Source organism: Pedobacter sp. GR22-10 (genome assembly GCF_026239715.1).
Classification (GTDB): domain Bacteria; phylum Bacteroidota; class Bacteroidia; order Sphingobacteriales; family Sphingobacteriaceae; genus Pedobacter.
This window is the reverse complement of sequence record NZ_JAPIVR010000001.1, coordinates 1,091,078-1,108,706: the sequence shown is the minus strand read 5'-3', so window position 1 is coordinate 1,108,706 and position 17,629 is coordinate 1,091,078. Positions and strand designations below refer to the sequence as shown.

General features: G+C 38.8%; 20 protein-coding genes. 9 read left to right on the top strand and 11 right to left on the bottom strand.

What is annotated here, in order from left to right:
• Positions 1-28: 28 nt before the first annotated feature.
• The 5 genes from OQX64_RS04680 to OQX64_RS04660 all read right to left on the bottom strand — a co-directional run bounded on the left by OQX64_RS04680 (position 29) and on the right by OQX64_RS04660 (position 3,779).
• Positions 29-1,117, bottom strand: a complete 1,089-nt coding sequence (locus tag OQX64_RS04680) for an AI-2E family transporter (RefSeq protein WP_265817846.1) — start codon at positions 1,115-1,117, stop codon at positions 29-31.
• Positions 1,118-1,174: 57 nt separating this feature from the next.
• The gene (locus tag OQX64_RS04675) at positions 1,175-1,390 is read right to left on the bottom strand and encodes a hypothetical protein (protein ID WP_088302708.1); all 216 of its coding nucleotides are present in this window, start codon (positions 1,388-1,390) and stop codon (positions 1,175-1,177) included.
• A gap of 139 nt (positions 1,391-1,529) precedes the next feature.
• The gene (locus OQX64_RS04670) at positions 1,530-2,180 is read right to left on the bottom strand and encodes a response regulator transcription factor (protein WP_088302710.1); all 651 of its coding nucleotides are present in this window, start codon (positions 2,178-2,180) and stop codon (positions 1,530-1,532) included.
• Between the two features lie 56 nt (positions 2,181-2,236).
• Positions 2,237-3,334, bottom strand: coding sequence for a PAS domain-containing sensor histidine kinase (locus OQX64_RS04665; protein ID WP_265817845.1), 1,098 nt, complete (start codon positions 3,332-3,334; stop codon positions 2,237-2,239).
• 67 nt (positions 3,335-3,401) lie between these two features.
• Entirely contained in the window at positions 3,402-3,779 is a 378-nt protein-coding gene (locus OQX64_RS04660) for a response regulator transcription factor (RefSeq protein ID WP_088302712.1), read from the bottom strand.
• Positions 3,780-4,175: 396 nt separating this feature from the next.
• Here OQX64_RS04660 and OQX64_RS04655 point away from each other — a divergent pair, with 396 nt between their 5' ends.
• Together OQX64_RS04655 and OQX64_RS04650 are read left to right on the top strand one after the other, a co-directional pair.
• Positions 4,176-4,469: a hypothetical protein gene (locus tag OQX64_RS04655; protein ID WP_265817844.1), complete on the top strand. Its 294-nt coding sequence runs from the start codon at positions 4,176-4,178 to the stop codon at positions 4,467-4,469.
• A gap of 166 nt (positions 4,470-4,635) precedes the next feature.
• Positions 4,636-4,806: a hypothetical protein gene (locus tag OQX64_RS04650; protein ID WP_265817843.1), complete on the top strand. Its 171-nt coding sequence runs from the start codon at positions 4,636-4,638 to the stop codon at positions 4,804-4,806.
• Positions 4,807-4,825: 19 nt separating this feature from the next.
• Here the strand turns inward: OQX64_RS04650 and OQX64_RS04645 are convergent, their stop codons facing one another.
• Positions 4,826-5,341, bottom strand: coding sequence for a DinB family protein (locus tag OQX64_RS04645; protein WP_265817842.1), 516 nt, complete (start codon positions 5,339-5,341; stop codon positions 4,826-4,828).
• 213 nt (positions 5,342-5,554) lie between these two features.
• On the opposite strand from OQX64_RS04645, the gene OQX64_RS04640 reads away from it, so the two are divergent.
• Positions 5,555-6,373 carry a hypothetical protein gene (locus OQX64_RS04640; protein WP_265817841.1) on the top strand — a complete coding sequence of 273 codons (819 nt, stop codon included), beginning with the start codon at positions 5,555-5,557 and terminating at the stop codon, positions 6,371-6,373.
• A gap of 65 nt (positions 6,374-6,438) precedes the next feature.
• Here the strand turns inward: OQX64_RS04640 and OQX64_RS04635 are convergent, their stop codons facing one another.
• From OQX64_RS04635 to OQX64_RS04625, 3 genes are all read right to left on the bottom strand, one after another.
• Positions 6,439-7,515, bottom strand: coding sequence for a calcium:proton antiporter (locus tag OQX64_RS04635; RefSeq protein WP_088302720.1), 1,077 nt, complete (start codon positions 7,513-7,515; stop codon positions 6,439-6,441).
• 349 nt (positions 7,516-7,864) lie between these two features.
• On the bottom strand, positions 7,865-8,566 hold the full coding sequence (locus OQX64_RS04630; RefSeq protein ID WP_172406569.1) for a DUF421 domain-containing protein: 702 nt from the start codon (positions 8,564-8,566) through the stop codon (positions 7,865-7,867).
• Positions 8,567-8,626: 60 nt separating this feature from the next.
• Complete coding sequence (locus tag OQX64_RS04625) at positions 8,627-9,121, bottom strand: hypothetical protein (RefSeq protein ID WP_265817840.1); 495 nt, start codon at positions 9,119-9,121, stop codon at positions 8,627-8,629.
• A gap of 245 nt (positions 9,122-9,366) precedes the next feature.
• On the opposite strand from OQX64_RS04625, the gene OQX64_RS04620 reads away from it, so the two are divergent.
• Positions 9,367-9,861, top strand: a complete 495-nt coding sequence (locus OQX64_RS04620; protein WP_088302724.1) for a hypothetical protein — start codon at positions 9,367-9,369, stop codon at positions 9,859-9,861.
• A gap of 163 nt (positions 9,862-10,024) precedes the next feature.
• On the opposite strand, the gene OQX64_RS04615 is transcribed toward OQX64_RS04620, so the two are convergent.
• Complete coding sequence (locus OQX64_RS04615) at positions 10,025-10,417, bottom strand: response regulator transcription factor (protein ID WP_036677030.1); 393 nt, start codon at positions 10,415-10,417, stop codon at positions 10,025-10,027.
• Between the two features lie 39 nt (positions 10,418-10,456).
• Positions 10,457-11,221: a DeoR/GlpR family DNA-binding transcription regulator gene (locus OQX64_RS04610; RefSeq protein ID WP_088302726.1), complete on the bottom strand. Its 765-nt coding sequence runs from the start codon at positions 11,219-11,221 to the stop codon at positions 10,457-10,459.
• 159 nt (positions 11,222-11,380) lie between these two features.
• Between OQX64_RS04610 and OQX64_RS04605 the strand changes: the two genes are divergently transcribed.
• The 5 genes from OQX64_RS04605 to OQX64_RS04585 all read left to right on the top strand — a co-directional run bounded on the left by OQX64_RS04605 (position 11,381) and on the right by OQX64_RS04585 (position 17,498).
• Positions 11,381-12,967 carry a glycerol-3-phosphate dehydrogenase/oxidase gene (locus OQX64_RS04605; RefSeq protein ID WP_265817839.1) on the top strand — a complete coding sequence of 529 codons (1,587 nt, stop codon included), beginning with the start codon at positions 11,381-11,383 and terminating at the stop codon, positions 12,965-12,967.
• Positions 12,968-12,992: 25 nt separating this feature from the next.
• Positions 12,993-14,483, top strand: a complete 1,491-nt coding sequence (gene glpK / locus OQX64_RS04600; RefSeq protein WP_265817838.1) for a glycerol kinase GlpK — start codon at positions 12,993-12,995, stop codon at positions 14,481-14,483.
• A gap of 34 nt (positions 14,484-14,517) precedes the next feature.
• Positions 14,518-15,249 (top strand): MIP/aquaporin family protein, encoded by a 732-nt coding sequence (locus OQX64_RS04595; protein ID WP_265817837.1) that lies wholly within the window; start codon positions 14,518-14,520, stop codon positions 15,247-15,249.
• 129 nt (positions 15,250-15,378) lie between these two features.
• Positions 15,379-16,062, top strand: coding sequence for a 3'-5' exonuclease (locus OQX64_RS04590; protein WP_265817836.1), 684 nt, complete (start codon positions 15,379-15,381; stop codon positions 16,060-16,062).
• Positions 16,047-17,498: a DUF294 nucleotidyltransferase-like domain-containing protein gene (locus OQX64_RS04585; protein ID WP_265817835.1), complete on the top strand. Its 1,452-nt coding sequence runs from the start codon at positions 16,047-16,049 to the stop codon at positions 17,496-17,498. The genes OQX64_RS04590 and OQX64_RS04585 overlap by 16 nt, the downstream gene beginning before the upstream one ends.
• Positions 17,499-17,629: the final 131 nt, after the last annotated feature.

The window sequence follows — 17,629 nt, the reverse complement described above, 5'->3', positions numbered from 1 at the left end:
GAAAAGTATTTTTTTAATGATATGTAAACTACTTGTGGTAAACTATTTCATCGATTCGATGGTCCATTTTATGATCTTCAGGCAGGTTTTTCAGGTAAAACTCTTCATAATAAGCTTTAACAATAGCCGCCATAGGCGTAGCCAGAAGTGCTCCGGTTAAACCAAAAGCCGCACCCATGGCTAATAACATAACCAGTGATGATACCGGGTGGATGTTCATGGTTGATGAACGCAGCTTAGGCATCAAAAAATCGGATACCAGCTCATTTAGTAAAAGAAAAAACAAAAGGCACCAGAATGCCGTTAACGGACTAATGGAGAGCGCAACCAATGTTGGCGGGATGGCCATAATATAAAATCCCAGTTTGGGAATCAATTCGGAAAAGAAAGCCAGCGCAGCCCAAACCAATGCACCCGGCACACTTACAATACTGAGAAACGCATATACCAAAACAGATTGTATGGCACCTCCGATTAAATTAGATTTCATCCAGCCCACCAGCATGGTAGTGGTATGTTGCAGGGCATTTCTCGCGCTGTCTCTTTTACGTGGCTGAAAGAGCGACAAATACAATTCAACAATTGGTTTAGGATGACTTACATAAAAGACGACTAAACAAACAAATACGATAAACAAAAATACACCACCGATGATGCCGAAAGAAAAATTACCCAGACCAACAATGGTTTTTCCTACCGACGGGATGGCTGAACCGATGGAAACACCGCTATCCTGGATTTCACGGTTGAACTCCGGATAATTCTTCAATACCGATGCGATATGATGGGATGCAGAAGTATAATAACCGGGTAAATTGCTGATTAAAACATCGAGCTGATTGGTAATATGCGGGACAATTAACCAGCCTAGCCCAATACTTACACCGAAAATAACCACAAAAATAATCAGGCTGGCCAGCCATCTTTTCATTCCTTTTTTTTCAAATTTACTCACCGGTGCACTGATGATAATCCCCAGTACCAACGCAAAAATGACCAGCAATACGATAGAAATAATCTTAAAGGTAAAGAATAGCAGTAAAGTTAATCCAGTAATGTATAAGATGGTTGATTTTATTGTTTGGAAGAGGTTATGATTATGATTAGATACATTCATCTGGCTGGTATTTTTTTAATTATTTGCAGTTATTCGAGATCGGCAATTGAAATGGCATTAAACCAAAACTATTTTTTCTATCGTATGATCATCCTCACAGCGGATAAAAAGAACCCTGGGTTGATTTAAATTTCTGAAGCGACTTTTCAGCTTGGCAATAAAGCTTTTTGAGTTAGTTTCCTTCACCAAAGTAATGGCAATCGCATCAGAATTACCTCTTACCGCTATAATTTCTGTGGAATAAATCTCTTTAAGCTCACGAGTAAAATCCATACAAAAGAAACCAACATTTTAAATTAAAGTTTGATTCCAGGTATTAATTTTATAAAAGCAAAAAAAATCCTGAAAAAATGACAGGATTTTTTCAGGAGAATTATACTTGTAAAGTATGGTGAATAGTTGCTAACCTAAATTAACTTACATAACCATTTAATACCGCATAGCGGATTAATGCAGCTGAATTTTTAGCACCTGTTCGGTCAATTAAAGCCTGCCTGATGCCTTCAACCGTTCTTCTGCTTAAAAATACTTGTTCAGCGATTTCCTGATTCGTCATTCCATTGGCAATTAAAGCTAAAACCAATTGCTCCCGTTCCGACAGTGCAAGTCTGGGCATACCTTTTTCAGGCATATTGGTGAGTTGGTGATTGAAACGTTCCAGTACACCAATACTTAGTTCGGAGGATAAATAACGTTTTCCATTCATCACCTGGCGTAAAGCAAATAGCAATTCTGTTTCATCCACATCTTTGGAGAGGTAGGCTCGGGCACCTGCGACAAAAGATTTCGCCGCATATTTTTCATCTTCAAGGATAGAAAGCATTACTACCTGAATCTGTGTATTGATGAGATAAATTTCTGAGATCATTTGAATCCCATCCATATCCGGCATTGATACGTCTGTCAGTACGATATCAGCCTTTGTTCCATTTTTTAAAAGTTCTAAAAGTGCATGTGCGCCATCTACTGCAGCCACAACCTCTAAATCAGTATGTTGCTTTAACAACGCCTGTAAAGATCTGCGAACAATCTGATGGTCTTCTACTAAGATAATTCTGATCATATAATTTATTTAAAATAGCCTGGTCATTTACCAGACCGATAACATTTACCTAAATGTTATTTTGGAAGCATGATATAAAAGGTTGTTCCTTTATTTATTTCGGTATCAAACCAGATTTTCCCACCATGTAAATCAACAATAGCTTTAATGATTCCCATACCTAGTCCGTGCGATTCTTCTCCACTTAAACCACGTTTAAGGCCCTGTTCTCCCCTGTCAAAAAGCGTTGACCTCAGCTCAACAGGAATACCACATCCATTATCCGCAACAGATATCAGTACGGTCTCCTCCATTTCCTGTGCGGTAAGGGTAATTTCGCCCTGATCTGCCGTAAACTTAATGGCATTGGAAATCAGGTTATTTAACACCTGAAGAAATTTCATGCTGTCCATGCGAATGTAAATGCGGTCGGCCTTACAGTTAAATGAAAAGTTCTTTTTTTCTTTCAATCTTGATCGCCTGTAAAAACGAATCAGATCCCGGAATTCCCATACCAGGTCAGTCCGCTCTTTTTTAATTTCTACCTCTGATGATTTCAGGAATTCTTTATTGATCAGGCTTCTGACCATCTTCATATTCCTTTCACACATTTCAATAATAAAGGATAAGCCCTCCGATAAATATGTTTCATCTTTATCTTCAATGCCATTAACCATTGAAGAAGCGGCAAGTTTCATCATCCCAAAGGGCTCCTTCAGGTCGTGAGAAAGCACTTCAAGTGCAATATTTTTGCGGTTATTGATCATTTCAATAAGGATTTTATTTTGTCTGTCGACAGTAATATCTTCCACTATGCCGCATAAGGTTGTATGCTGAACACCGCTTATTTGGCTAATGCTCATTTTTAAGTACTTTACATCTTCATTTTCCAGCATCAGCCGGAATTCATACTTTCTGAAAATAGATTTAGCCGAAATTTCCTGAAAACAATAGCCAACCAGAACCTGATCATCGGGATGTACCCGATCAAATAAGACAGTTGGTGATTTTGATATATCTTCAGGCTTTAAACCCCATATGGATGCCAGTGCTGTGTTGAAGTATAAAAATTTACAATCAATAATATCATAAACAAAATATCCATCAGTGGATTTTTCTCCCAGTTGATAAAAAAGATCTTGTTGCATTACATTACTATTTTGTTGATAAATCATAAGCTATTGATTAAGTAGACAGGCATAACCCAAACAATAGGTTTGACAAAATGTTTACCAAAGCAGGTCAGATATCCAGGCTTTTCTGTAATAATTTTTCAACCATGCTTTCCAGGTAGGAAATATCAAAAGGTTTTGTGATCAGAAGATCATGTCCGCAGTCCAGACTTTCTTCATTTATAATTGCTGCTGACAGCAGGATTATGGGAACGTTAGACAGTGCCGGCATTTGCTTAAGTTTCCGGCAGATCACTCTCCCATCCTCAGCTCCCAGCATAATGTCGAGCATGATGAGGTCTGGTTTGAACTTCTCAAGTAAATTTTCGATATCGCTGATATCAGCAATGGTTTCAATTTTATAATTTTCCTGATCAAAAATAAATGGAATCATCTCACGGATGTTTTCATCATCATCAATAAGCAATAATTGTTTCCAGAGTCGCATAATTTAAAAGCTCAAATCTATATATAAATCAGAATTGGCGTACAAGTATATCTACGTGAATTTACCGCAACTATCATCATTACATTTCATTAGGGGCAGTGGTTAAACAGAAATTTAGATTCAATATGTAGATACCAGGTCCGTATATGAAATTTTATTGCTTCAATTCTATAAAACAGTGCCTTTAAATACTTGGTCAGGATTAAGCACAAATAATGATTTGGGCCAAATAAAGCTGCAAGTTTTTGATTTTCAGACAATAGCCAATATCAGTAAAATCATTTTGAAAATGTTCAAAAATAAAATTCAATTATATAAGATAAGCCCACTACATTTGCCGGAATGTTGTCACAATACCAAATCTTATATTTTTTTGAAGGCGAAGGATTAGTTATCATGGAACTTAAACGACTGGATATGCATGAGGGTGCAGATTTAGCTGAAATTTTCCATTGGCTTTATCTTGAAAAACAATCTCAGTCGTTAATTAAGTTATGGTTCAGGTCTATGGATTCATCAGCAGACATTGAGGAAAGATTTTTTGAGCAGGGCTATCTGAAATTCAATGCCAGGGAAGCTACCTTTATTGAAAAATATAATTCAGCGCAGCATAAATTGATCAATAACCCAGTTGACTCGGTAAGAGAAGAAATTCACATCATTATCAAAAATTACCTGAAGCAACCTTAATATTCTCTTTTTTTTCTTCTGGAGTCCGCTTATTAAGTCAAACCAGCCCTTTACCCATTTCTTCCGCCCATATTAAACAAATAACAACTTTATTTCCAGACATTTTTGGTTTTTAAGTGATAATTTCTTATATTGACGACATTAATCACCCTTAAATCAGATTGTTATGAAAAATATAGCCATTTTCATTCTTGCTTGTCTGATATCTACAGGCTCAGTCTTTTTTTCTAAAACAATAGCTGCGCCCGAGTTGGGAATATCTACTATATTACTGGTATGGGGTATGGCGAGCTGGTATTTTATCAACCGTCAAAATTCAACTATTGAAGATGAATGATACGCTGAAATTAATCCACTCAAACTCCGTTATTTCTCACCACTGCCACGGTAACCATTAACTGTCCTAAATGGCGCATGGTATGTTCAGCGGCATGAAAGAGCAATCCAATAACAGTAGAAGGTAAACCGGCTCTACCAACTCCCCTATATGCGGTTAAAGTTGATTCCGCTGTTTCTGTCAATTGTTTCAATGCTTGATTCACCTGAAGATTGAAACGCTCCACCAACATCAGCGTAGAAAGTTTCCCTGTGCTGTCATGCCCTTCTGCATTTAAATGCCGGAACTGTTTATCAGAAAGACTTTCTGCCCTGGCATAGGTAAATACCCGATCCAGCACGCCGCTTAAGTGTTGCAAATGAAATCCGGCTGAAGCCATTCCCGCAGGACGAACCCAGAGAAGCTCATCCGGAAATTGATTCAGATATTCGTTTAGTTCTTCCCTGGCCTGCAGCAAAGCATGGGCTACAGGCTGTAGTAACGGAGGAATTTCTGGTATTGGTCCTCTTTGCCAAACTTCTGTTTTCTGTGTCATATTAATGCTTTTGCATTTAAAGTTAAGTTTAATTTATAATTCAGGTTAAAAGCCGTAGAATAATCTTAAAACTTTAATGGTTTTCAGCCGTTTAATGGTGCAGATATTCATTGGCAACTAAAAACTTTTGCAGCACAAGTCTTTTTGCACAGAAGAATGACCATTGTGTTGATATAATTTTTATAATTTTAAAGCCTAATACCATAAAGCCACATGTCCGTCCGTTCACTTTCAGTCAATCACTTTTCTCAATATCAGGAAACACTTTCAGCACTACCTGATGCAAAGGAACGCTATTCTTTCATTAAAGAACTTTATCAGCGTTTAACCATAAATGAAGAAGAGTTGGAAGCACTGCAATTTGAGGCCGCACTTACCGAAATTCAGGAGCAACATGATCTTCAGAAAGATGCTTTTAGAAATGACCACCAGGTATTGAAAAGCATTAGGAAAGCTATTGACGACCGGATTTTAGCCGTAGAACAAAAGCTCTATCTTGGCCTGCCGGATGACCTGGCTGAAATGGATCGTTTAATAGCAGAGCAGGAAGCTATTGTTGCAGACCAGGAACAGCTCAATGAAAATGAACTTGCACTTTTAGAAAAGATGAGTCAGAGCGATATCAGCTATGGAAAAAAACTAGCCGCTCTTGATCAGTCCAAAACCAATCGCGAACTGCCCTTAAAATCAAAACTCGAAAGGCAACTTGCACAGGTAGCAGAAGCAGAGAAACAAACTGCATTTCGTACCGGCATAATTTCAATGGTGATAATATTGCTGATTCCGATTATCCTTGATTACTTTGCCTATCTGCTTGGATTAAACGGAAAAACCGACACCAGACTCATCTTTACGCACTATGTCTTCCTCATTTCTTTAATCCTTATTGAATTCTTTTATGCACAACGCATTAAGATCCTGGTTGCTGCGTTTCTTGCTAAAAAACAAGGTGATTTATTTTTAAATGAGATTTCAGCTTCGCTGGAAAGTATTGAAAAGAGCAAACGAAAACTGACTATTAACCGCAATTAATCACAACCGGCAATCATTCATGAATATGCCTTCTGGCCTGAAGCGAAAACAAAACCTCAACTGCTCTAAGGCACTACGGTATAAAACAGATAGGAAGCAAATATTACAAGCAATACCACTCCCTGCTGTACGTTTGTTTTACCGGTAGCCAGCGAGAACATAATGGTAATCATAGATAGCAGCAGCAATACAGTAGAACTCATATCAATACCTAAAGTAATCGGCATCCCAAAAGCAATAGACACTGCTGCAACTGCCGGAATGGTTAAACCGATGCTAGCCAAAGCAGATCCAAGTGCAAGGTTCAGGCTGGTTTGAAGCCTGTCTGCTTTTACGGCCCGGTAAGCGGCCAGGCCTTCAGGCAGTAAAACAATAGCCGCAATAATTACCCCTACAACAGACTGTGGTGCACCCAAGGCCAATACCATCACTTCAATATCATTAGAAAGAAACTTGGCCAATAGCACTACCGTTACCAAACTAATAATTAATAAGGCTAGACTGCTAAAGGTGGTTGCAATATTGGGTGAATGTTCATGTTCTTCTTCAGAAGCCGGATCTTTTGGTAAAAAGTAATCTCTGTGGCGTACCGTTTGCATAAAAATAAAACCACCATATAAAACCAGTGATACTATAGAAACAAATATTAACTGACTGGTGGTATATTCTCCAAGCGCACCGCTAATGGTATAATTTGGTAAAATAAGGGTAAGTACCAGGATGGATGCCAGCGTAATCAATGCTGCATTTACACCCTGTAGTTTATAGATCTGTTCTTTAAACTTAATTCCTCCGCGCAGCAAACAGATACCAACAATAGCGGTTAAAATAATCATGACGGCTGCAAAAACAGTATCCCTTGCCAGTGCTCGGGTGGCATCACCTCCGGCAAGCATTAAGGAGACGATCAGTCCAACTTCAATAGTAGTAATGGCCAGGGCAAGGATAATGGTTCCAAAAGGTTCACCAACCCGGTGTGCAATTACTTCCGCATGATGTACCGAAGCCAGAATACTTCCCACCAGCAAACCTGCCAGGATAATCCTGAACCAGCCACCTAGTTCAACTCCAGTTAAAAAATAAGATAAAATGCCTAGTATAGGTATAATGATAGTCCACTTGGGTAGATTTATATATTTCATAATTAAAATTGAGTTGCTTAACTAACAAAAAACTATATGTAGAGTTTTAATAAATCCGAATCAATAGGTATCAGCCAGCCCTGAAAACAATTGCATTTATCAGAAAACACTGGTATATTTATCAGATCAATCGAAATAATAAATTCAGAATATCACAAAAACTAATTTTTAAATTATGCTATTTTATGCGGTTCCTTTATATTTTCTGGTTTTCATTAGCTGGCTGATTTACGCCGGGTTGATCAAAAGAAACCTGAAACAAAATTTACCTCTGGTATATTTTGGGGGTGTTTTCAGTGTAATCTGGGTGGTGATTACAATTATATCCTTTACATAATCAGCTCGGGCATTATGTATATCGCACAGTATTAATTGCAGGTACCCATTCCTTTTTACCACAACGTTCGCAAATATGTGCTGTTGCTATTTTTACCACTTTGGCGCAATGTGTACAGGCATAATGGCCATCCTTAAAAATATTTTCAGTTTTTTGATGATAGGGTTTTGGGAATATAGGCAAGCCGTAATCAATCTGCTCATCGGGATAAAACAAGAAGCTCACCTGCCCGTTGGTTTCCAGTACCGCTGCCCTGACCTGGCCAAGATGCTCAATATTCTGAACCCTCATTTCTGCAAAAAATTCATCCTTGGCAAAGTTGGCATCACCGTCTTTTTTCATGGTAAATAAGCCATCTTCCACAATATACATCGGGTCTCCTTCCAGGATCATTTCAATTTTCTGGCTTTTAGCCGTGAGATAAGTAATCAGCCTGTACAGCAGCAGAATAACGATAAAAACCAGCAAAGATGGTAAAATAGCAGATTCCGAACTAACCATAGGGTCGCCGGCGGCAGAACCCAGCGCAATAATGATGGCCACTTCAAAGATACTAAGCTGGCGAACGCCCTTTTTTCCTGATGACCTCAGAAACACCAATACAAAAGTAAACATGATTAATGTACGGATCCCAATTTCCAGTGCCAATGAAAAATCAAGGTCCCTTAACCAAAAATTCTTCCAGTCAATTTCGAGCAAAATATTTATTCCCATTGGAATACAACAGCTTTTAGCAGGATTTGTTGCTGCTCTTCCTGAATGATGGGCAATATATCAGCTAAGTTGCTGATCCCAGCCAGTCTTTTTTTTTTGCATGACCGTTGGTTTTGCCTGTACGGTAAAATCATCTGAGAAATCATGGTTAAAGACCTGAAACGTCACAGACCACTCATCTTTTAATAGTCCGGATACAAACTTTGAAAATATCCCTTCAAAGCTTCTAAAGCTGATATCTGCCTTACAAACCACCAAATATTCCCGGTCAGATTTGATAATTACTTTATGAATCAGATTTCCCCATCTGGAGGTTAAAGCCAAAGGCAGGTGATTGAAATTTTGCTGATCAATAAAAGCAGCTAATTCACTTAAAAATGAAGGTGAAAAATCTGTTCCACTCACCTGACGCCATGTTCCTTCTGATTTTTCCATGCTGCCCAGCAACTCCCCTTCCAGCAATAAACGCCATGGATCTTCAGGAGAAAACTGAATCATCTGATAAATGAGTAGTTCATTATTGGCCTTTCTTGAAAAAAACTCCAGTTCAATCATAATTTAAATATCAATCCCAATAGTTTTCAAATATAACAATAAATACTAAAAATAATAGCAATCAGTTTCTGCAATTATAAGCTAAACAAAAGCAGGCGATACGTTTTGATAGATAAGTTGTCCATACAATCTTTTAATTTTAGCTAATTTGATTTAAGAAGCTATTCTCATATATCTGTTACAATCATAATCTTGGCACAGCATTTGAAATTTAATTAAAACACACAAATTAAATTTAGATTATTATGAAAAAGCTATTCATCATCTCCGCGATTGCAGGAATTGTTGCTTTAACATCCGGTCAATCTAACGCTCAGGTAAGTTTAAATGTAAATATTGGCACACAACCGGCATGGGTTCCTGCTGGTTACCAAAATGTAAACTATTATTATTTACCGGAAGTAAACTCCTATTATTATGTACCACAACGGCAGTTTGTATACCTGAATGGAAACAGGTGGACCAGATCAAGAAGCTTGCCTGCCAGATACAGGGGTTATGATTTGCGCCAGGGAAGAAAGGTTGTGGTATATGGAAATCAGCCTTACCGAAGCTATTATACACACCGGGTGAAGTATGCAAACGGACCAAGAGTTTACCGATCAGCCTACGGAGGCGGTCCACGTTTAGATCATGCCGGACCAGGAAGAGGTCGACACCATTTTTTTAAGGGAGATAGAAGACACCATAATGGTCACGGACCTCACGGCGGGCCAAGAGGGCGACATGGAAGACATTAATTAATTCATTAAGGAAATAATTGGCCGGAAGAGATTATCTTTCGGCTTTTTGATATGCAGTAAAGTTTTTCATCTTCAATTCAGAATAGCAATCAATAATAAAGGCTGGAATTTCTTCCAGCCTTTATTATTGCAAATGTTATTAATTAACCTACTAAAGTAATTAAGCTTTTGCAGGGCTATTTTCTTTACTGATTTTTAACTGTGCGTTAATGCGGTCTAAAACATCATAAATATCAAAAGGCTTACTGATGTAATCATTGGCAAAGGCTGCAATTGCTTTTTGTTCGCTGTTATTTTGTGCAGACATTACAATAATGGGAATGTGTTTGGTAAACATATCTGTTTTTAAATCTTCACATATCTCTGCACCATTTCCATCAGGCAACATCACATCCAGCAAAAACAAGTCTGGCATAGCATCCTGAATATTTTTTTTCAATTCTGCGAAAGAAGATGATAACTGCAATTCAAAGCCCTCTTCTTTTAAAAGAATTTCTATTACATTTCTGATTTCCTGATCGTCTTCTAAAATGTGTATTCGTTTAGTTTCCATATTCAAATTATATTGTTTTGGTTCTTGTATAAAATAAATTTATACGATAGTTACAGTAACACCTAAGCCTTCTAAATGTTTTACAATTTGTTCAGAAATTCCTTTATCGGTAATGATATGATCAATTTCTTCCAGCCCGCATATTTTCCCAAAGCCTCTTTTTCCAAATTTGGTAGAATCAGCAAGTACGATTGTTTTTTGAGCGGCATTAATCATTTTTCTGTTCAGGTGGGCTTCCATCGCATTGGTAGTGGTTAAACCGAAATCCAGGTCAATTCCGTCAACCCCTAAAAAAAGTTTGTTAAAATAAAAATCCTGCAGCACCTGTTCTGCATAGGCACCCATTACCGAAGAAGAACTTTTTCTTAAAATTCCGCCAAGCTGGATTACTTCTATATTGGGTTCGCGCATTAATTCCAAAGCAACATTAAGTGCTGATGTTACCACGGTTAAATGGGTTGATGGTGTAATGTTTTTAGCAAAATAATAAACCGTGGTACCTGAAGCGATGACAATAGAATCATTTTCATTCAACAATGCAGCGGCGGCCATACCGATTTTATTTTTTTCAGTAGATTGGATTTTCTCTTTCTCATTTACCGGCCGATCAATGGTATAAGGATTATTAACAGTGGCACCACCATGGGTTCTGAAAAGTAAGCTCTTATCTTCCAGGAGTTTTAAGTCCTTTCTTATCGTCACAGAAGACACTTTCAACTCCTTACATAAATCCACAACATTGATATATTGATCCTTTTGTAAGCGACTTAAAATAAACTGGTGCCTCTCCGCCAAATTCATCATAAACTTTTTTAGTTAAGTATTTCGCAAAATAGCAAATAAAAATCTCTATAAAATTGATTTGTGGAAATATTTAATATTTTTTTAATACAATTCGTATATGATTTCGAATTTGATTATCTATACTTGCGTATTGTTTCGTTTTAAAATTAGTGAAACCAAATGAAAACAGCATCGGATTATATTTTACCAGCCCACTCCGAATGGGACATCATCATCATAGGTGGTGGTGCCACTGGCTTGGGTACCGCACTGGATGCTGTTACCCGTGGCTTAAAAACATTGCTGGTAGAACAATCAGATTTTGCCAAAGGTACTTCGAGCCGTAGCACCAAACTGGTTCATGGAGGTGTTCGATACCTGGCACAAGGTGACATTGGTTTAGTGAAACGCGCATTAAAAGAACGTGGTTTATTACAGCAGAATGCCAATCACCTGGTGCATCATGAAGAATTTATTATTCCCTGCTACAGTTGGTTTTCGGTAATTAAATACTTGACGGGCTTAACCCTTTATGATTGGCTGGCTGGCAAATTTTCTTTTGGTAAATCCAGGTTCTTTTCAACAAAAGAAACCCTGCAACGAATGCCTGGGATTAGATCTAAAGGATTGAAAGGCAGTATCAGCTATTATGATGGCAAGTTTGATGATGCCCGTCTGGCGATTAACATTGCTCAAACTGCTATAGAACAAGGTGCCACACTTTGTAATTATACCAAAGTAACCAACCTTATTAAAAATGAAAGTGGTGCAGTAACAGGTATTGAAATGCTGCACATGCTTAATGGCAACACCGCAAAAGCAAAAGGAAAAGTAGTGATTAATGCCACAGGAGTATTTGTAGATGATATTCTGGCGATGAATGACCCAACCTCTAAAAAATTGGTCAGGCCGAGTCAGGGTGTGCATATCGTGCTGCACAAAGCATTTCTCCAAAGCCATGCGGCCTTAATGATTCCAAAAACGTCAGACGGCAGGGTACTTTTTGCTGTGCCCTGGCATGATCACCTTTTGGTAGGCACAACCGATACACCTTTAAATGAACACGCTTTAGAACCCAGGGCTTTAAAAGAAGAAGTTGATTTTATTTTAAATACCGCCGGTGATTATTTCCAAAAAGTGCCAAATGAACAGGACATTTTAAGTGTGTTTTCAGGTTTACGTCCATTGGCCGCACCAGCCAGTGGCGATGAAAACAATACAAAAGAAATCAGCAGAGACCATAAACTTATTGTATCAGCCAAAGGCCTGATTACCATTACGGGCGGTAAATGGACAACCTATAGAAGCATGGCAGAGGAAACCGTTGATCTAGCCATCAGTCATGCACAACTCAAAGCAACTACATGCAAAACCCAAAACCTGAATATTCATGGTTGCAGTGCATTTAATGGAAACCATTATCTTGATCTTTATGGATCAGACCGTGAAAAGATTGAAAAGCTTGCTGCTGAACTTCCTGAATTTAACCAAAAGCTTCACCCTGATTTTCCGGACAGCGAAATTCAGGTAATCTGGGCAGCCAGGTATGAAATGGCCAAAACAGTTGAAGATGTGCTGAGCAGAAGATTGCGCATCTTATTTATTGATGCCAGGGCAGCAAAAATGATGGCACCGAAAGTAGCAGCCATTCTTGCCGCTGAGTTCAGTCAGGATGAATCCTGGCAAATTGAACAGGTTAAAGCCTTTAACCTGCTGGCCGATGGCTATATTTATGGGCATCAAAACAGTGAACAACTTCCAAATTAAGTTAAACGTATCTAACCAAAACATAATGAGCAAGTATATCTTATCCCTTGATCAGGGAACCACAAGTTCAAGAGCGATTGTTTTTAACCACAATGGCGAAATCGTAGCCATTGCGCAGAAGGAATTTACACAGGTTTATCCGCAGGCCGGTTGGGTAGAGCACGATCCCTTGGAAATCTGGTCTACACAATTAACTGTTGCTACTGAAGCCATTATAAAGGCTGGATTATCAGTTTCAGATATTAATGCTATAGGTATTACCAATCAAAGAGAAACTACTGTGGTATGGGATAAGGAAACAGGACAGCCCGTGTACAATGCTATTGTTTGGCAAGACAGGCGAACTTCAGCATATTGTGATGAAATTAAGGAGCAGGAATTCTCCGGTAAAATACAACAGAAGACAGGTTTAGTGATTGATGCTTACTTTTCTGCTACCAAAGCCAAATGGATTCTGGATCATGTGGAGGGTGCGAGGGAAAAAGCAGATGCAGGTAAACTGGCCTTCGGAACTGTGGACACCTGGCTGATCTGGAAACTTACTGCCGGAAAAACCTTTGTTACTGATGTTACCAATGCTTCACGCACCATGTTGTATAACATTCATACGCTGAACTGGGATGATGAGCTTACGGATTTTTTTGGCATCCCGAAGAGTATGTTGCCTGAAGTCAAATCATCAAGTGAGGTATATGGCGAAACTGCCGGCAAAATCCTGGCGGCTAAAATACCAATTGCCGGAATTGCCGGAGATCAGCAATCTGCTCTTTTCGGGCAGATGTGTACGGAAGTCGGAATGGTTAAGAACACCTATGGTACGGGCTGTTTCATGTTAATGAACATTGGTGATACACCTAAAATATCTGCCAATAATTTACTAACCACTATCGCCTGGAAAATAAATGGCCAGGTAAATTATGCCTTGGAAGGAAGTATTTTTATAGGAGGTGCGGTGGTACAATGGTTAAGAGATGAGCTTGGACTGATTTCTAAATCAGCAGATATAGAAACGCTGGCCAAACAGGAAAAAGACACCAATGGAGTGTATATTGTTCCGGCTTTTGCCGGTTTAGGTGCACCACATTGGGATCAGCATGCCCGGGGAACTATTACCGGTTTAACGAGAGGCACCAACAAAGCACATATTGCCAGGGCGGCACTTGAAAGTATTGCTTACCAAACCATGGATGTGTTAAAAGCCATGGAGGCCGACGCCAGTATAGAAATCACTGAACTTCGCGTTGATGGCGGTGCAACCAGTAACGACCTGCTGATGCAGTTTCAGGCCGATTTATTAAAAAGTATGGTGGTCAGGCCTGAAATCACTGAAGTGACTGCCCTGGGGGCTGCCTACCTGGCCGGACTGGCAACAGGTTACTGGGATAGCATTGAACAAATCAGGTCGCAATGGAAGATCGATAAAACATTCAGGGCTCAAGAAGGAATAGATAATACATCACGAATTAAAGGCTGGAACAGAGCCATAAAAGCTGCGAGGATCGGTACCGCAGATTAAATCAACATATAAAATAAGATCAATCAATCAGCTTATGACAGAATTTGTCGCAGAATTAATTGGAACAGCCCTGCTTATTCTTTTAGGAAACGGCGTAGTGGCAAACGTAGTGCTTAATGGTACAAAAGGCCATAACAGTGGCTGGATGGTGATCACCACCGCATGGGCCCTGGCTGTTTTTGTAGGTGTGGTAATTGCTGCACCCTATAGTGGTGCACACCTGAATCCTGCAGTGACTATTGCCCTGGCCATTGCCCAGAAATTTGATTGGATTAAAGTTCCTTATTATATCCTGGCTCAATTGTGCGGGGCGATGATCGGCTCATTCCTGGTGTGGATCATGTATAAAGATCATTTTGATGCGACTGCAGATCAAAGTTTAAAAGCAGCCCCATTCGCTACCTCACCAGCGATTAGAAATCTTACATCCAATCTCTTATCTGAAATTATTGGCACTTTTGTACTCATTTTTGTAATCTTCTATTTTACGAATGCTGAAATGGGAATTGACAAAACGCCTATCGGTTTAGGCTCATTAGGTGCTATACCAGTAGCCTTTTTAGTTTGGGTAATTGGTTTAGGACTTGGTGGCACAACTGGCTATGCCATTAATCCGGTGAGGGATCTGGGTCCCAGAATTATTCATGCACTCATTCCAATGAAGGGAAAAGGAAGCAGTGACTGGTCTTACGCCTGGGTGCCGATTCTTGGTCCGGTAATAGGTGCGACACTCGCTGCCTTGCTTTACATGGCCTTATTGAAGTAAGAGCGTTATTAAAGTGTTTATTGGCTGATCAAATTAATTAGGTTATCGATCAGCATAATCAAATTTTATTACCTTTGGTACAAGATGCAGTTTTCATTGAATTGCTTCGGCTAACCTAAATATCACCAGTTGCACAATTATTTCCTTTTTATAGATACAGAAACATCCGGCCTGCCCAAAAACTGGCGGGCTCCCTATTCCAAGGAGAATAACTGGCCGCACATTCTGCAAATGGCATGGATTATTTTTGATCAGCATTTCGTTGAAATCAAACGTGCAAACCATTATATCGAAAACTCGGGCTTTATCATTGATAAATCCGCACAAAAAATTCATCACATTACAAATGATTTTTTAAAACTTCATGGCGAGCCGATTCAACCCATAATGCAATCTTTCTGTGCGGATATGAAAAAATTTAATCCTTTAGTTATCGGGCATTTCGTCGAACTGGATTTTCATATGGTTAATGTTGAACTCAATCGTTTAGGTATAGAAAGTATTTTTAGTCTGTCAACGTTCTATTGCACCATGAAAACAAGTGCTGATTATGTGACCAATACCGTGATCAGCCACCTTAAACTTGATAAATTCTATACCATTCTGTTTAATGAAGAGCCTGATGAAACACATAATGCGCTTACTGATGCTTTAAATACTTCAAAAATTTTCTTTCATTTGCTGAGAGATCAAAAAATAAGCATATCTTCCATTTACAATCAGGAACAAACCTTTATAAAAGTGTCGGAGGAAGAAGAACGCTCATTGTTTAGACGTATTTTACAAAAAATATTTCCATGGATAATAAGTTAGCAGATAAAATCTATACTTCAAGAATTGGTGATATTACGTTTAAAAAAATCGTGAGCTGTTCTCCGGATACGCCGGTTTTTAAAGCGGCGATTAAAATGGCTGAACACAAAACCAGTTGCCTGTTTATTGAGGATGATTCAGGCCAGTTTAAAGGCTTTGTAACGGACATCATTCTTCGTGATGAAGTTATTGCCAAACGCATTGACCCCCAAATAGCCATCAGTAAAGTGATGGATCCAGATATAGTAACCATTACACCTCAGGCATTTGTATATGAAGCAATCCTGATGATGTTTGGGAAAAAATCAAGGTATCTATTGGTGAATGACAATGGCAATTATGTTGGTTTCTTGAGTCGTAACAGGCTTTTGAGCGAGCAGGCAGAATCGCCGCTGGTATTTATCCAATCAGTTAAATCAGCTGTAAATACTGCTGACTTAAAATCTAAATGGCAAAAAGTACCACATATTGTGGCGCAGCTTTTAGATAGAGGTGTTCATGCAAAAATCGTGAATGAAGTGGTTACCACCATTGCCGATACGATCTCGCTTAAAATAATAGAAGAGGTAATTGATAAACTCGGACAGCCCCCGGCAAAATTTGTGTTTATGGTTCTGGGCAGCGAGGGCCGAAAGGAACTGAGTTTAAAAACTGATCAGGACAATGCCATTCTGTACGAAGATACGCCAGAAGATCAAAGACCGGCAGTTCGCTCCTACTTTCTTGATTTTGCCACACAGGTGTCAGACAAATTGAACCATGTGGGCTTTGTTTACTGTGATGGCGATTATATGGCCACCAATCCAAACTGGACACATTCACTGGAACACTGGAAATACAATTACAAAAACTGGATTGAAGAAGCCCTTCCTGAAACCGCCGTTAAGTTTGCCGCTTTTTTTGACTGCAGGGCCATTTATGGTGATTTATCTTTAATGACCAGTCTGCGGTCTTTTGTAGATGAGGAACTTCAGAAACCTATAGAAAAATTTTATGTATATCTGGCCAAAAATGCATTATTATATGAGCCGCCGCTCACTTACTTTAGAAACATCCGGACACAAAAAATTGCCAAGCGTGAAGTTTTTGATATTAAAACCGCAATGACGCCAATTGTGGATCTGGCAAGGGTATATGCTTTACAAAACAGAATTTTCCAGAAAGAGAATACTGGCGAGCGTTTAAAAGCATTAAGAGAATTAACTGTTTTTAGTGAAAAGCAATACAGTGAGCTTTCGCATGCTTATTATTATTTGATGGCACTGCGCCTAAAACATCAGGCCAGTCTCATCATTAACGATCAGGCTATCCCAAATAATTTTATTGATATTGATTCACTGACAAAAATTGAAAAGGTAACTTTAATTGAAATCTTTAAAATTATTCAGGATTTCCAAAGCGGGATCAGAATGAAGTTTACGAATAGCTTAAACTAAAGAGACTGGTTAATTGATTTAGTGGTGCACGTATATTTCAAAGCTCAATTGAATCGAGGCCTATTCTATACAATAATTATCTTCAGGTAATTTGATTTGATGCAAGGCGTTACCTGCAGATCAACATGATT

What these genes read in the sequence shown, in the direction of transcription:
- OQX64_RS04680 (WP_265817846.1), bottom strand. Translation starts at nt 1,117, where the DNA reads ATGAATGTATCTAATCATAATCATAACCTCTTCCAAACAATAAAATCA.
- OQX64_RS04675 (WP_088302708.1), bottom strand. Translation starts at nt 1,390, where the DNA reads ATGGATTTTACTCGTGAGCTTAAAGAGATTTATTCCACAGAAATTATA.
- OQX64_RS04670 (WP_088302710.1), bottom strand. Translation starts at nt 2,180, where the DNA reads ATGATCAGAATTATCTTAGTAGAAGACCATCAGATTGTTCGCAGATCT.
- OQX64_RS04665 (WP_265817845.1), bottom strand. Translation starts at nt 3,334, where the DNA reads ATGATTTATCAACAAAATAGTAATGTAATGCAACAAGATCTTTTTTAT.
- OQX64_RS04660 (WP_088302712.1), bottom strand. Translation starts at nt 3,779, where the DNA reads ATGCGACTCTGGAAACAATTATTGCTTATTGATGATGATGAAAACATC.
- OQX64_RS04655 (WP_265817844.1), top strand. Translation starts at nt 4,176, where the DNA reads ATGGAACTTAAACGACTGGATATGCATGAGGGTGCAGATTTAGCTGAA.
- OQX64_RS04650 (WP_265817843.1), top strand. Translation starts at nt 4,636, where the DNA reads ATGAAAAATATAGCCATTTTCATTCTTGCTTGTCTGATATCTACAGGC.
- OQX64_RS04645 (WP_265817842.1), bottom strand. Translation starts at nt 5,341, where the DNA reads ATGACACAGAAAACAGAAGTTTGGCAAAGAGGACCAATACCAGAAATT.
- OQX64_RS04640 (WP_265817841.1), top strand. Translation starts at nt 5,555, where the DNA reads ATGTCCGTCCGTTCACTTTCAGTCAATCACTTTTCTCAATATCAGGAA.
- OQX64_RS04635 (WP_088302720.1), bottom strand. Translation starts at nt 7,515, where the DNA reads ATGAAATATATAAATCTACCCAAGTGGACTATCATTATACCTATACTA.
- OQX64_RS04630 (WP_172406569.1), bottom strand. Translation starts at nt 8,566, where the DNA reads ATGGGAATAAATATTTTGCTCGAAATTGACTGGAAGAATTTTTGGTTA.
- OQX64_RS04625 (WP_265817840.1), bottom strand. Translation starts at nt 9,121, where the DNA reads ATGATTGAACTGGAGTTTTTTTCAAGAAAGGCCAATAATGAACTACTC.
- OQX64_RS04620 (WP_088302724.1), top strand. Translation starts at nt 9,367, where the DNA reads ATGAAAAAGCTATTCATCATCTCCGCGATTGCAGGAATTGTTGCTTTA.
- OQX64_RS04615 (WP_036677030.1), bottom strand. Translation starts at nt 10,417, where the DNA reads ATGGAAACTAAACGAATACACATTTTAGAAGACGATCAGGAAATCAGA.
- OQX64_RS04610 (WP_088302726.1), bottom strand. Translation starts at nt 11,221, where the DNA reads ATGATGAATTTGGCGGAGAGGCACCAGTTTATTTTAAGTCGCTTACAA.
- OQX64_RS04605 (WP_265817839.1), top strand. Translation starts at nt 11,381, where the DNA reads ATGAAAACAGCATCGGATTATATTTTACCAGCCCACTCCGAATGGGAC.
- glpK (WP_265817838.1), top strand. Translation starts at nt 12,993, where the DNA reads ATGAGCAAGTATATCTTATCCCTTGATCAGGGAACCACAAGTTCAAGA.
- OQX64_RS04595 (WP_265817837.1), top strand. Translation starts at nt 14,518, where the DNA reads ATGACAGAATTTGTCGCAGAATTAATTGGAACAGCCCTGCTTATTCTT.
- OQX64_RS04585 (WP_265817835.1), top strand. Translation starts at nt 16,047, where the DNA reads ATGGATAATAAGTTAGCAGATAAAATCTATACTTCAAGAATTGGTGAT.